At 37.1% G+C, this 13,019-nt stretch carries 14 protein-coding genes; 3 read left to right on the plus strand and 11 right to left on the minus strand.

Annotation, left to right across the window (positions count from 1 at the left end):
• Positions 1-253 precede the first annotated feature (253 nt).
• From ODQ17_RS05175 to ODQ17_RS05185, 3 genes are all read left to right on the plus strand, one after another.
• Complete coding sequence (locus tag ODQ17_RS05175) at positions 254-754, plus strand: LexA family protein (RefSeq protein ID WP_322902161.1); 501 nt, start codon at positions 254-256, stop codon at positions 752-754.
• Positions 751-2,049 (plus strand): Y-family DNA polymerase, encoded by a 1,299-nt coding sequence (locus ODQ17_RS05180; RefSeq protein WP_322902163.1) that lies wholly within the window; start codon positions 751-753, stop codon positions 2,047-2,049. The genes ODQ17_RS05175 and ODQ17_RS05180 overlap by 4 nt, the downstream gene beginning before the upstream one ends.
• An 89-nt stretch (positions 2,050-2,138) precedes the next feature.
• Positions 2,139-4,070: an AAA family ATPase gene (locus ODQ17_RS05185; protein WP_322902165.1), complete on the plus strand. Its 1,932-nt coding sequence runs from the start codon at positions 2,139-2,141 to the stop codon at positions 4,068-4,070.
• 44 nt (positions 4,071-4,114) lie between these two features.
• Here ODQ17_RS05185 and ODQ17_RS05190 read toward each other — a convergent pair whose 3' ends face one another.
• The 11 genes from ODQ17_RS05190 to ODQ17_RS05240 all read right to left on the minus strand — a co-directional run bounded on the left by ODQ17_RS05190 (position 4,115) and on the right by ODQ17_RS05240 (position 13,018).
• Complete coding sequence (locus ODQ17_RS05190) at positions 4,115-4,660, minus strand: glycoside hydrolase family 108 protein (protein ID WP_322902167.1); 546 nt, start codon at positions 4,658-4,660, stop codon at positions 4,115-4,117.
• 42 nt (positions 4,661-4,702) lie between these two features.
• The gene (locus tag ODQ17_RS05195) at positions 4,703-5,092 is read right to left on the minus strand and encodes a hypothetical protein (RefSeq protein ID WP_033848481.1); all 390 of its coding nucleotides are present in this window, start codon (positions 5,090-5,092) and stop codon (positions 4,703-4,705) included.
• A gap of 63 nt (positions 5,093-5,155) precedes the next feature.
• Positions 5,156-6,229 carry a hypothetical protein gene (locus ODQ17_RS05200; protein WP_322902170.1) on the minus strand — a complete coding sequence of 358 codons (1,074 nt, stop codon included), beginning with the start codon at positions 6,227-6,229 and terminating at the stop codon, positions 5,156-5,158.
• A gap of 4 nt (positions 6,230-6,233) precedes the next feature.
• A complete protein-coding gene (locus ODQ17_RS05205) occupies positions 6,234-8,093 on the minus strand; it encodes a hypothetical protein (RefSeq protein ID WP_322902176.1) in 1,860 nt (619 codons plus the stop codon).
• Between the two features lie 63 nt (positions 8,094-8,156).
• Positions 8,157-8,900: a hypothetical protein gene (locus tag ODQ17_RS05210; protein WP_322902184.1), complete on the minus strand. Its 744-nt coding sequence runs from the start codon at positions 8,898-8,900 to the stop codon at positions 8,157-8,159.
• A complete protein-coding gene (locus ODQ17_RS05215) occupies positions 8,890-9,483 on the minus strand; it encodes a DUF2612 domain-containing protein (RefSeq protein ID WP_322902187.1) in 594 nt (197 codons plus the stop codon). The genes ODQ17_RS05210 and ODQ17_RS05215 overlap by 11 nt, the downstream gene beginning before the upstream one ends.
• Positions 9,483-10,667: a baseplate J/gp47 family protein gene (locus ODQ17_RS05220; RefSeq protein WP_322902190.1), complete on the minus strand. Its 1,185-nt coding sequence runs from the start codon at positions 10,665-10,667 to the stop codon at positions 9,483-9,485. Before ODQ17_RS05220 ends, ODQ17_RS05215 begins: the two co-directional genes overlap by 1 nt.
• On the minus strand, positions 10,664-11,050 hold the full coding sequence (locus ODQ17_RS05225; protein ID WP_322902192.1) for a hypothetical protein: 387 nt from the start codon (positions 11,048-11,050) through the stop codon (positions 10,664-10,666). The genes ODQ17_RS05220 and ODQ17_RS05225 overlap by 4 nt, the downstream gene beginning before the upstream one ends.
• Before the next feature lie 8 nt (positions 11,051-11,058).
• The gene (locus tag ODQ17_RS05230) at positions 11,059-11,736 is read right to left on the minus strand and encodes a Gp138 family membrane-puncturing spike protein (protein ID WP_322902194.1); all 678 of its coding nucleotides are present in this window, start codon (positions 11,734-11,736) and stop codon (positions 11,059-11,061) included.
• Entirely contained in the window at positions 11,736-12,728 is a 993-nt protein-coding gene (locus ODQ17_RS05235; protein WP_322902196.1) for a baseplate hub protein, read from the minus strand. The genes ODQ17_RS05230 and ODQ17_RS05235 overlap by 1 nt, the downstream gene beginning before the upstream one ends.
• Positions 12,725-13,018, minus strand: coding sequence for a phage baseplate plug family protein (locus ODQ17_RS05240; protein ID WP_322902198.1), 294 nt, complete (start codon positions 13,016-13,018; stop codon positions 12,725-12,727). Before ODQ17_RS05240 ends, ODQ17_RS05235 begins: the two co-directional genes overlap by 4 nt.
• Between the last annotated feature and the right edge of the window lies 1 nt (position 13,019).

A 13,019-nucleotide genomic window follows, 5' to 3' on the forward strand; every position in this document is an offset into this window, starting at 1 on the left:
TAAAGAAAAAACTCATTAATAAAAAATGCACTATATACCGCATATTAACAATAGTATTTTTTATAATAATTTTTTTAGTGATACAAAAGCTAAATTTTTTTCAATTTCATATGTTCACTTTCTGACCAACGGTATGATTAAGCACGTCAGTTTGTGACTTCTACTTGTTTATCCACAATTTTTTTAATTTGAATTTAAACCAAGCTCTAGCATATCATTTGAATTTGTAACAAAATCAAATTAGGGGAATGCTATGAGCGAAATTGCACCATCCATCATCCAGATAAAACCGTACCTCACACAAGGCGCTGTTTTATCTGAAGCCTTGTTAATCAAGCAAGTTGTACCATCAACTCACCTGCTTGTCCCTTACGCTCTAGAAAAAATTTCCGCTGGCTTCCCCTCTCCTGCACAAGACTATATAGACAAAGCGCTCGATATGAATGAGCACTTAATTAAGAATGAAACTGCAACCTTTATTGTCAAAGTTGCATCTTTATCTATGTTGAATGCAGGAATCGAAATTGATGATGAACTAATTGTCGATCGTAGTTTAGATGCAAAGCATGGCGACATCGTTGTGGCTCTAATCGATAATGATTTTACGGTTAAGCGCTTAATGATTGAAGAGTCTAGGAAATGGCTCAAAGCCGAAAATCCAGAATATAAAAATATTTATCTTTCAGATGGACAGGAATTAATAGTTTGGGGGGTTGTCACTCATATTATTAAAATGACAAGAAGAACTTCATGAAGCATGAGAATAAAGTCTTTTTCTTGATTGACGTCAATAACATGTACGTTTCTTGCGAAAGAGTCTTTGATCCATCTTTGAATGATAAGCCCGTTATTGTGCTCAGCAATAATGACGGATGTGCCGTTGCTCGCAGCAATGAATCTAAAGTGTTAGGCATTAAAATGGGGGTGCCGTTATTCCAAATTAAAGACATAGTTCAAAAACATAACGTAATCGTACTTTCAAGCAACTATGCAATGTATGCAGAAATGTCGCGGCGCTTTCATACGATCCTTGCTTCTTATGTTACAGATCAAGAAGTTGAACCATACTCAATCGATGAATGCTTTGTAGATTTCACGGCTTATGAAAAGAACTTTGATTTAGAAAAAATCGGGCAGCAAATGCGCCAACAAATTTGGAAATGGTTAGGCCTCCCCGTATGCGTCGGTATTGGAAGAAGTAAAACTGAATCGAAGATAGCTAACCATATAGCTAAAAAGAATCCGGGCTTTAACAGCGTTTGCGATCTCGTCAATATGGATCCATGCAATAAAGAATATTATTTCTCATTAATTGAAGTATCAGAAGTTTGGGGCGTTGGCCGTAAGCACTCAAAGAAATTGCAAGGTATGGGAATTAATACAGTCCTTGATCTAGCTTGTGCTGAGCCGCGCGAGATGCAAAAGAAGTTTTCAATTGTGATGGCAAGAACGATATACGAATTACAAGGCATCTCATGCATAGAGATCGAGCATACTCCCCCATCAAAAAAACAGATTGTTGCAAGCCGTTCTTTTGGAGGTCGCGTAACTGAATTAACGGATCTAAAAGAAGCTATCTCGATGTATGCTCAGGATGCATGTAAAAGGCTACGTGATGAAGAACTGTTATGCGGATGTATGATTGCTTTCGTACAGTCGAATCCTTTCGACCCAAACGTGCCGTTTTATAACAAGTCAATCACAGGTTCGTTTTCTGAACCGACAGATTGCGTTATTGATTTTGTTAAAGCAGCAACACGGATGTTGAACGAGATCTATAAAGAAGGAGTTAAATATAAAAAATGTGGCGTAGTGCTGACAGGTCTTGAACCCAAGTCTGGCCATACTTATGACTTGTTAACTGACTTTGCACATATAGAGAAAAAGGAATGTTTAATGAAGGCTATGGATGGTATCCATAGTAAATTTGGAAAGAAAAAATTAGGGGTCGGACCGTGTTTTGTTCCTGGTCGGAACTGGTCGATGAGTCGGGATAAGTTAAGTAGAAATCCATTTAGGTGGGATGAACTATTAACGATATCAGAATGAATTTTCCTTGAAAAACAAAACAATAAACTATCTAATAACTCACTATATGATTATGTTTAATTTAAAAATCAATATAGATGAGTTTTTGTATGGAATTAAAAGCATTAATAGAGCAAATAATTGAGCGATTGACAAAAGCAAAACAAATTGCGATCAAACTGGATAATACTACTGAAATATGTGATGAAATTTCCTTACAACAAGAATTTATCGAAAGTTTCTATAATTTTTTTATAAGTAATGAAAGTGAATTTCCAATTCACTATATGAATAATGTTTTAGATCAATTAATAGCTTACAAAGATTGCTTACCTTTATATCACAATGTGGATATACAACCAGAACCACAAACATTCTATGAACTTGAAGCCTACTTTAATAGGAATATAGAAGGATATGACACCACAGTTTTTTCGACTTTAAGGTTTACATTAAACTTCTATAAACAATTAAATTACTTAACTTCAAACATAGTGCTTTTGGGTGCTAATGGGTCAGGTAAAAGTAGTTTAGCTGCCCAGCTAAAAAATAACTTAAGTGCACACAGCCTAATTATTTCTGCACAAAAATTATTATTTATTCCAGAATTTGATAGCATATCTAATACGCAAAATACTAATTTAGCGTTAATAAGTCAGCAAAATAATTTTAACTACTCTAAATGGACCTTTAGGGCCAACACTCATACTTCATCAATAAATTATATTTATGAGTTGGGACAACAATTTAAAAACTTAATAGAAAATTTATTAGCAGAAAGAACTGAAATACTACTTTTATATATAGAAGATGTACGCTCTGATAAAATTCCAGATAGTAAATCTAACATTCCCGAAACTAAATTAGATAAAGTTATAAAAATATGGAACAGATTATTTCTTCACAGAGAACTAATTTGTAAGCAGTCTAATATTATGGTCAGAATAAAAGAAACAAATGAGGAGTACGAAGCCAATCATATGAGTGATGGGGAAAAAGTTGCGCTTTATTATATTGCACAGATTTTACAAGCTCCTAAGGACTCATTAATAATTATTGATGAACCTGAAATGTATCTACATAAAACTATTTTAAATAAAATCTGGGATACGTTAGAAAATGAAAGATTAGACTGTATTTTCCTATATTTAACCCATGAAATAGATTTTGCAATAGGCAGAAATGAAGCAAAAAAATATTGGGTAAGATCTTTTAAATTTCCAAATGAATGGGATATTAGTGAAATTGAGAATACCGAAGAACTTCCAGAGAACTTACTTCTTGAATTGGTTGGAAGTAGAAAAAATATTCTTTTTTGTGAAGGAGAGATTGGAAAAAATGATGATGAGATTTATAAGATTATTTTTCCCAATTTCACAGTTAAACCTGTTGGTTCCTGTATTAATGTAATTAATTTTACTAGAGCTTTTAATAAAATCCATAATCTTTCAACACAAGCATTCGGTTTAATCGATTCTGATCATTCACCAGTAAATAGATTGGATAATTTGAAGGAGGATATGATATTTTCACTAGATGTTGCAGAAGTTGAAAATTTACTTTTAGATGAAGATCTTCTTAAAATAGTAGTGCATAATTCACCTGTAGATTACAGTCAAGAAATTATAGATCGGATTAAAAATATAATTATTTCAGCTTTAAATGATGATATTGAAAATCAAGCTGCAAGCTATATATCTGCTGAAATTGATTTTTACTTTAAGGAAGCAAATATTAAAGAAGGAAAAACTAAAAATGCTGTAGAGAGTAATTTTCAAGCTTTCATTGCTTCAATAAATATTAATGATAAATATAATGAAAGAATTAATACTATTGAAGAAATAGTTGATCAACAGAGGTATCTAGATGTTTTGAAAATTTATAATAATAAAGGACTTATGGCTAAAATCCATAATATTTTAGAAATCAAATCATATAAAAAATTAGCAATAAAACAATTAAGATTAAATCCCCACGCAAAAGATTGTTTAAAAAAACACTTTCCAGAAATTTTACTTCAAAAAGGTAACTATACTTCTTAAAAACTTTTGTTAGTGCATCTATAAAAGATGCACTTAAGATGAGGCTAGACTGAAACCCGATTAGCGATCCAGCCATAGAAAAACTGTTCTTGGCTTGGATTTCGCTCACAGATTTCAATGTAGCGCTGCCCTTGCATGATATTAAGAACTCGCACCAATACTTTCTCGCCTTCTTTGCCTCGCTTGGACAGATAAGTCTTAAGTGCATTTAATGTCGCTGGACCATAAATCCCATCTACTGATAAATCTGGCCACCCTGCTTTACCCTGATTATTCAATAAGTTTAGTGCACGCTGTAAAAGCGGTTTTGCAAAGCCGGTACCACAATTTACTCCTGTGTCTAATAACTCCTCAGCTACAGCAGAAGAAACACCATTCACTTGATCAAATCGCGGAGCTGTCCAGTACTGCTTTTTATAAATGGCTTTTGCCACATCAAGCTGTAAATCTTTCATGTTGCCCTTAAAACCATTTGTACGTGCCACTACTTCAGTAATACCGTATTTGGTTGCACCGCCACGATCAGCAGGATTATTCACATATCCGCCTTCACGTTTAATGAGTTCTTCAAGATATTGTTCAATGTTCATTTCGTTTTCCTTTGGATGTAAAAAAACCGCCCGAAGGCGGTATTAACTGTTTTCGATATCTCTTTTGGCTTTCTTAACTTCTTTGATTACTTCAACGATAGTTTTACCTTCCTGTTTATCAATAAAGTTAAAAATCCATCGGACTAGAGCCCATCCGGGAATCCCACAAATAAAGAAGAAGCCACCTAAGGCAATCATCCCCCAAATATCAGTAATCCATTCATGAAGCCCCCACTTCACAATAATGAATGAGCCACCCGCCAAACTTGATACGACCGTACAGATCAAGCCCACTGCCCATTCTTGGGGTGATCGTGGCATACGTGTCATCAATACAACTGCTGCAACTAAAGCGACCGCTAAAGTCACCATAATTGCTGCCCCATAAAACTTTAAAAGTGCTGTTAAACCGCTAGTGGAAACTGGTTCCATTGATATCTCCAGAAAATTTAGGTAATAAAAAAGCCCTCGTGAAGAGGGCTTAAAGTTTTTTATTTAGCTAGCAGAAATTAACAATAATTCTTGATCTGTTAATTGTCGATTAAAGAACAAAATTTCTTGAATTACCTGTGTTCCATTCGTTGTATAAACAATTCCTGAACCCAAATACATTCTGGTCAAGTCAAGTGGACCGTTAAAAGACACACTTTGGCCAACTACCCCATTCATAGCTAACTTTGCTGAGCTTTTATTAAAGTTAATAGCGATAGTATTGTTCTCAGAAAGTTCTGCATTATTAGCAAAACGCTCAATAACCGAATCCTTAAGTCTTAAGAAATTTGGTCGAGAACCATTTTCCATACGACTAACAAAAATCCCATTATCACTAGAAGCTTCCAAAAACTGAAAAAAAGGAAGAGTGCTAGAGTTTGTTTGATTTCGATCAAATAGTGCTACTGGGAAATTTTGTTTTATCACGACACAACCTTCCCCATTATTAAATAATGTAGGTAATTGCGCTTCATTAACCTTAATAATATCGCTGCTATACGTTGCTGTAGCCGCTGTTGTTGCTACTCGTGTAACACGTTTTCGGTTTCCATTGCCTGAGTAAAGACAGTAATAATCAAGCGACCCATTTACAACTAGACTTAAATTTAAATTCTGGGTAGCTGTAGTGGTATTAATATAAACCAAGGGTTTATTTTGAGTTGCAATACCTAAGGAGACGCCACTAGAGAACAACTCAACAGATCCGGAACCAACACAATCTAAAACCATTGCAATCTTAGATCCTAGGCCAAAAGTTAAAGATCTGTTTACCGGTGCCAAACTATTGAGTAAAGAATTTACAAACATTGCTTCAATCATTAAACCTTTTTTCATGGTTGAAGGATCTGTTGTAATACGTGGTAAGTTATTAGCTACAGTTGAATAATCAAACATTCCATTATAAGAACCTGCCGTGTTATTTCGAACACAACTTAAGAGGTCAGTTAAAGCAACATTTGAAGAACCAACTTTAAAAGTAGAATCCCGAAAATCCATTGAGCCTGTTAGCCCAGAGAACCCCAAGTCTGTAAGCTTTTTATAAATTACGCTTACATCTGATTGTACAACTACTGTCATTCTTTTAATCTCCGATTGATACAAGAGTGGTATCTGCAACTTTTAACTGCCAACGCGGACTACTGGACTGATCCGTTGTAAAAATACAGCGGAGCTTGAAAGTATCTTCAGCAAGAATTGGTAGAAAAGAAGGCTTGTATAAATTTGGACTAGTATTAGTCACTACAGTTGATTGGCTAGAAATGAAGTTATGCATATCTTCACTTACAGCAAAATAGTAAGAATCAGTTGAGTCTACATGGATCATGGCTACCAACTTATTGCCTACAAAACGCATGTCAAAGTGCCAAATTGCGGTAGCAACTGGAAATCCAGTCAAAACTGCTTCAGTTTTAGGCGACCATTGGCAACTGCGAATATCCTCAGTTGTTCTGTAATAAAGTTTCCCATTGCTGATTGAATACATGTAGTACAGGTCATCAGCTGTGTTATAGACAATATTTGGGCTAAGCATTTGGTCAAGCTCAGTACCATTATTAACGGTATAGGCATTTCTCAACCAAATATGATCAGACCAGTTCTTCCCGTCACATGTAGCTTTAGCAACAATTTCATTCGTTATTTGATCTTCAGTGGTTTGCCCGTTATATCTTAAAGTTCGACGCCAGAAGAAAATTAAATCACCACGTTTAACGTCATAAACGAAACCAGAATCTGAGCAAAATCCGCTTGTTACACCATTCAAATTAGGTGGATCACGATCAAAGGGAGTTGGAAAATTAGAAATTAATTCCCATTTTTTTAGTTCAGGATCATTAGTTCCATAAATGAAAGGCAACTCAATATCTTCGTTAGTATTTGTGTAAGGGTTTAAACCTAACCAATACTTATAACCCGCCATCTGTTGCTCAAATTCAATAATCTGGGGGTGCACAACCCCAATATCTTCGCGCCAACTAGGATCAAATCCAGATACAACCACTCGCTCAGAAGGAACAGTCAACTTAATGGTATTTACCCAATTCTGACCAAGCGTAAATCGCTGTTTACTCATCCATCGTGGTACTGGGCAAACATAGGGTGACATTGCTCTTAAATTGTTGAGACGTTCCAGATACTCTGAAGCATATAAATCTCTTTTTTTACTCACTCCTACAGATTTCAAATTAAAGTTTTGTTCAGAAGCATTTAGTTGATTGTTAATTGACTTGAACTGTTCTTGAACTGATAAGGATTGATCAAATAAGTAAAGATAACCATCCTGTCCTACTCGAAAGTAAGAATCCCCGTTTAAGTCAGCTGAATTAAAAATATTCCGCGAGTCTTTATTTAAAATAGGCTTAGTTTTTAACTGGAGCGTAGAAATCATTTGATTGATTGATACAGGCGCACCATACGTCCAAAGCTCACAATTTCCATCAATCCAAAACACGTGCGCATCATTTGCTGCTGCCACAGCAAAGAAAGGCTTTGCTGGGCCCTTTTTAATTGATTGATCAATATATTTTTTTGCTTGATCAAAATCACTTAATCCAGTGCTCTTCCAGTAATTCCCATCTGGTGAGCCCTCAGGTTTATCCCAAAACCAAATAATCCCTGTGTCTTCTGCCTTCGCATATTTTTTTGCAACAGTTGGTCTGGTAGCTAAAAGTTCTGCTTCTGTTGCAAAACCTTCCATTAATCCAGCTGCAATAACTTGTTGAATTGCTGCTTGTGCTTCAGCATCAAAATTATTGAGAGATGAATTAACATCGGTTAGAGCACTATCTACACTGATTTGCATCTGATCGATATTGGTTATGATTTCATCAATCTTAGTTAAATCCACCTTACCATCAAGCAAACCGAGTACTTTGCGTAAGATAGATAATATATCTGAGGCATTATTAATATTTGCTAATACCGCATTCCAGTTTGTTGCCATCTTTTAGGATCTCCACGCAACAAAAAACCGCCTTTCGGCGGTCATATAAATTTTTAAATTCAGTTAGTAATAAACAACTACTGTACAGATCTTAGGGGTGTATGGTCCTTGAGTGTTATCACCACCGTATGCTCCCATTAATCGGAACTTTGATTTAGTACGAACAAAATCTTCTCGCTCTTGCAGACTGACTGCCGCCGTATCATTTGCTGAGCCAGTACAAACAACACCATAATCTGTATCAGGAGCATCTTCTGACAAAGTAAATTCGATTTGGCCACCACCCATATTTGCAACTGAAGCAAATCCTCGGCTTTTGACTAAATCAAAACTTGCGCCGTTTAGACGTATAATTGCGATTGCTTTTTCACCTAAGGTTCCACCGCCTACAGTATTAATCTCAATATTACCGGTGCCATCAAAAGAGGCGTTACCCTGCACAACGCCAGTAATTTTAATATCCCTAGCATTCTTAAGCTTTGTTGCTGTATCAGCATTTCCTGAAGTGTCTTGATCACCCTTCTTGTTGACTCCAGCTAGATCGATATCGGCAGTACCGTCAAAAGATACACCACCAATTTTTCGTGCTGTGGCCAACTTTGTAGCTGAAGCTGAAGTAGCCTCTTTATCTAATTTTCCATCAATGATTTCATTGATTTTTTTAGTTAAGGAATTAAGCAACCAGTTAAACCACTGTCGAGCCGGTTGTAGGCGTGAAGGAAAACCTTTTTCTAGCTCCAACCCTTCAGTATTACTACTGTTTTCATCTGCCAGCTTTGCAAACTCAGATAATTTTTCAATAGTCATCTTCGCCCTCGAAAATCAACCTCACCCCAGAAGGTAGAGGGAACATTAATTTAACTAACTCTCTTTCAAAGACTTCGTAACTAGATAGAAATGTAAAAGTTACGGTCATGTCTTGGTTGTCTTTAAACTTGAATGGTTTATCGATAATTAGAGAAATAATTTCTTTTGCAGATAGTTCCGAACAATCACTTTTGTTCAATAAAATCTTAGCCTTTACAACCTGCTTAAATAATTGCGGTGACATTTTTAAAGCTGTATATCCACTCATACCCGACTCACGCCAAAAACCTGCCTTAAAGGTCGGATCATCAGTTTCACGCCAGGGCAAAGAAGCCGGTTGTCCTTGAAAGCCAAAATAAGGAACCGGTACAGAATTAGGTATAGAGTTAGGAGCACCCACCCAATCGGCAATAATTTGCAGTTGATCGCCTTTTGCGGTCTCAAGATCAAACTTACTTTCCAGACTATTGAGACATTCAAGACAATCAATTAAAGGATTAATTGATGTCTCAACTGTCTCTCTAAATTTCGGCTTGTCTCGATGCTGGCTGGTAAGCAGAGCTATATATTTACTCGCATCCACTAGAACCCCCCAGAAGTATTAATTTCAATATTGTCAGTATCGCAATAGGCAACGGCGTTAAATTCAAGACTGTAATTCCCATCGATGGGAGTACCATTTGCAATAATTTCTATTGAATCGATTTGATAGGTTTCTGAATCAAGATTTCCGAACAATCCAGCCGGGATATAAAGTTTGTTCATCATGATACGATCACCGATATCAAGCTGGTTCACATAATCGGCTAAGTTTTGTTTAATATTCTCTTCAATTTCTTTGGTGTACTCGGCAGATCCAACAATATTTAATTTAAAGCCGATATTTACGATATTGGGACGATAGATTGCTACCTTTTCTTCATCACCAAAAGCATTAATGACTGTCACATTAACATTGCCGTACCATCCACACCCTAGACTCTTTTTGGCCCGCATAATGCTGGCAATTTCGTTAGCATCTCCCCCAGCAACAACTACGCATAAATGATGAGCTGGAATACCAAGGTCGTTTGTAGAGTCATGGTCATTTTCATACGTCTTACAACGCGAAACACCGGCTAAACTAAAAATACCGCCTTTGATACTGTCAGTTTTTGACTGCGAAGGAATGGCCACCGAAAGTGCCTGGCGTTGCCTTAGCTTTTCATCTGATTCAACCGGCATGCCCAACGATGATGTAGCGGGGTTATTCACTCCTTTCCAACCACGAGTAGGCTTACCAATAATAGTAACGCTATTACTCATTGCCAGAATCGCACCAGGCTTTTTAGCTTTGGCCGTAATAACCACCATGCCAGATTCTGGAATAGTAACTAAATCGGGAAACATCCATTGATTGCCGTTGCGATCGAGTGCATAGCCTTTAGTAATCTCAGTGCCCGGTGAACCAGTAATCTCTAAATCTACAGTAGAGAATGTTGGTATCTGCCGGCTAATTCCATTAATGGCCACATTCCTAGATAGTGCATCTTTAACGGCAGACTTCGGGGAAAAGGTGGAGTAAGTATCAACAATCACCGCATTTACATCAGCGATCGCACGAGAGAAAACCCCAATCCATTGACCGTCCTGACTATCATTTTCTAGATAGGCATCAGCACCATAAATACGTTTGTATTCAGTTTTTAGATAATCAACAACTTCATAATAAGTGGGTGCAATGGGACCAGCATCAGTAATAACTGGCGCAACTGTTGTTAAAGTCATGTCGTTAAGTCCCCGTTAAGATTTGCTTCACCGAAAATTGTGTTGACTGTCATCGATACAGTTAAATGACGTGTTTCCGCATCAAGTGAACTTTGAAAATCAACAATGCTGCTCACGCCTGGTGTTTCTAAAACCCTTTGCCTGAGGGTTAACTCATAAAGGTTTTTAGAATGCTTGCCGACAATCGACTGATTCCAACCAGTACCGTCTGCAGTATCAGCAAACCACTCACCAAGCCAAAGTTTTAAACGAGACAAAATTGCTTGCGCGACTGTCTCTGGAGAGTTCACAAGAAAGTCATTCTTGCCGGATCCAAAAACATAGTCGCCATCACTTGTAAGTTTTCTATAGCGCATAAAAAAAGACGCTTTCGCGCCCCTCATATTAATTTCTATTGTTTTGGTGGACCTGATTCATCAGTGCCAGATTTAACACCGGTTGTAATGTGACTAATGAGGCTTACAGTCTTCGCCACAACATCCTCAAGAGATTTAATTAACCCTGTCACAGTAAGTGTTTTTTTCATTTCCACATCACAATGAAATACGGCTTTCTGGCCAATAAAGTTAATAATTCCACCTGGTGTGATTTGGATCTTAGTTGCATTGTCATCAGATCTAATTTCCAGACTTTCGGTAGAAATATTTTTAATTTTTTTGGCTTGTGATTGTGGCTTAAAGTAAGCAAAGCCGTCGGATAAATCATGGTGTCGGGTATCAAAAGGATTTTGAATCCCTCCAGATTGCCACCATAGATCGATATTGCGCGATGAGAAGCTAACTACACATTCATCCTTTACATGGATAGGGTGAGTAATTGTGAAGCCACCAGCGCAAGGAAACATTACCGGCACATCTTGTAGAATTGGAATTTCAATCATCTTAATACTGCCTTCAGGGGTTCGCACTGGCACACGAATTAAAGGCTTTACTTCGACTGTTACAGCATCCGGATCATAACTGACCACTTCACAAGGCAAATTAGTCCAAATTGCCAAAATCTCTTCGCTAACTGCATCTTTAATAATATTTAGAAGATCCGGTGCACGTTCATTGTTTGTTAATGCCATTAGTTGCCCTCCTGCTCTGGAGTCCAGCTATCATCTACTGCATTTATTGTGATACCGCTTTTTGGAACGACTGAGCCAAGCGCTGTACATACCATAGTTGTATACCATTCATCTGCGCGCGTATCGCCACTATGTTCGATTGCTTGGATAACAAAAATACCCTGGGCATTCGTGGCAAGCTTGGGAGTCTTTTGCGGCTGGTCTACCTGTTGGCCACCGTATGAAATATCAAAATTCTCTGACTGCAAATTTGTCAGATCTATTTGAATACGGTCCTTACGCTTCAATTTTGGATTAAGTAAACACTTAACTACTAATCCTTCACTGGTGAGTTGAGGCATCCCCACCATGCCGGTGTTTGCTGTTAATACAAACATCGGTTGAATTGAGTATTCATCCAACTCAGTAGAAGTTAAAACGCCGTCTGAGTAGTCGTAAGTAACATTATTCTCTTTGCCAATTTTCTCAATATAACCGTGCAAACTTCCAAAAAGAATTCGTCCACGTGGATATTTTTGATCACTCAACGCTGCGATTTCGCCAACATCAATACCGTACTTTTTAACCTCTTCTTCGATTAATTCGCTTAATCCATGAATAGGAGTGCCAGCTGGTACAGATTGATTAATTACAGCCCCATTTCTCACCTGGTCGCCTGATATGGCCAAAACACATAAATAAGTATCTACGGCGCTATAACGTCCCCGTCTAAATTGGAAAACACTGCCTTTAAAAATAACTTCAGGCTCGTCATTGTCATAACTACATGCGAGGATAACTTGGGTATTTTTTTTAGAATCACCAACACCGGCTAAAAGATTCATCGTTTGACTGGAGAGATTATAAATATAAATCTCAGCGGCCTTAGGCTGCTCGTTTGTCGGCTGGCTCACAACAAAAGTGATTTTAAATTTTGAAAAATCCAAAGCGTCTGGTGCATTGTTATCAACTTGAATTGTGAGCCGACAATTACGCATTCTTTGTATTGTCATGTGTCACTCCAAAACAGTTTAATCAATGTGCCAAGATCACCGAATGTCTGCTTTTCGTCTTCATTAGTGTTAAGAACATACAATGAACCTTTAATGATGTGTTGATGTTGTACCAGCAAGTTGTCACCCATCAATAAAGGCAAGCCGGCAATTAAAGGAATTTCTGAAGAATCAAAAATATCTAAATACCAACACTCGAGTCGGTAAATCAGCTGTAATTTGTACTGAGCCCCACCGAGACGGATATTAAATTTTTGATTTCCGTTATTTAAAGGTATTTCTACAATCATG

It is taken from the genome of Acinetobacter sp. IRS14 (assembly GCF_034650275.1).
GTDB classification, from domain to species: domain Bacteria; phylum Pseudomonadota; class Gammaproteobacteria; order Pseudomonadales; family Moraxellaceae; genus Acinetobacter; species Acinetobacter oleivorans.

Coding starts and splice junctions, on each gene's coding strand:
- ODQ17_RS05235 (WP_322902196.1), bottom strand. CDS start 12,728: ATGACAATACAAAGAATGCGTAATTGTCGGCTCACAATTCAAGTTGAT.
- ODQ17_RS05210 (WP_322902184.1), bottom strand. CDS start 8,900: ATGACTATTGAAAAATTATCTGAGTTTGCAAAGCTGGCAGATGAAAAC.
- ODQ17_RS05185 (WP_322902165.1), top strand. CDS start 2,139: ATGGAATTAAAAGCATTAATAGAGCAAATAATTGAGCGATTGACAAAA.
- ODQ17_RS05240 (WP_322902198.1), bottom strand. CDS start 13,018: ATGATTGTAGAAATACCTTTAAATAACGGAAATCAAAAATTTAATATC.
- ODQ17_RS05220 (WP_322902190.1), bottom strand. CDS start 10,667: ATGACTTTAACAACAGTTGCGCCAGTTATTACTGATGCTGGTCCCATT.
- ODQ17_RS05200 (WP_322902170.1), bottom strand. CDS start 6,229: ATGACAGTAGTTGTACAATCAGATGTAAGCGTAATTTATAAAAAGCTT.
- ODQ17_RS05180 (WP_322902163.1), top strand. CDS start 751: ATGAAGCATGAGAATAAAGTCTTTTTCTTGATTGACGTCAATAACATG.
- ODQ17_RS05195 (WP_033848481.1), bottom strand. CDS start 5,092: ATGGAACCAGTTTCCACTAGCGGTTTAACAGCACTTTTAAAGTTTTAT.
- ODQ17_RS05205 (WP_322902176.1), bottom strand. CDS start 8,093: ATGGCAACAAACTGGAATGCGGTATTAGCAAATATTAATAATGCCTCA.
- ODQ17_RS05175 (WP_322902161.1), top strand. CDS start 254: ATGAGCGAAATTGCACCATCCATCATCCAGATAAAACCGTACCTCACA.
- ODQ17_RS05230 (WP_322902194.1), bottom strand. CDS start 11,736: ATGGCATTAACAAACAATGAACGTGCACCGGATCTTCTAAATATTATT.
- ODQ17_RS05225 (WP_322902192.1), bottom strand. CDS start 11,050: ATGAGGGGCGCGAAAGCGTCTTTTTTTATGCGCTATAGAAAACTTACA.
- ODQ17_RS05190 (WP_322902167.1), bottom strand. CDS start 4,660: ATGAACATTGAACAATATCTTGAAGAACTCATTAAACGTGAAGGCGGA.